Source organism: Halomonas sp. SIMBA_159 (assembly GCF_046536035.1).
Lineage (GTDB): Bacteria > Pseudomonadota > Gammaproteobacteria > Pseudomonadales > Halomonadaceae > Vreelandella > Vreelandella venusta_A.
On record NZ_JAWJBT010001460.1, the window covers coordinates 1 to 241 of the forward strand.

The 241-nt window shown below is 67.2% G+C and carries 1 protein-coding gene; it reads right to left on the bottom strand.

Annotation, left to right across the window (positions count from 1 at the left end):
• A partial coding sequence (locus tag R0J87_RS24080) for a metal-sensitive transcriptional regulator (RefSeq protein WP_498889562.1) occupies positions 1 to 199 on the bottom strand: 199 nt, incomplete at its 3' end.
• Positions 200 to 241 lie beyond the last annotated feature (42 nt).

Consider the following 241-nt stretch of genomic DNA (forward strand, 5'->3'; position numbering starts at 1 on the left):
CGACGCACTCCTGCAGCGCCGCCGCAACGATGACGAAGCCGGCCCTGTTGAGTGCGTGCGTCACCGCGGCCAACTGCGTCACGATGTCGCGGCACGACGCCTCCGTCTCCACCGCGGCGATCACGGCGTCCAGCTGCCCTCTTGCCCGGCGGAGCCGGTTGACGACGCGCCGCTGCGCGTCGAGATCTGCGCTATCCATCGGAATTTCTCTCCTTCTCTGGCAGTGGAACAGGAAGATCGG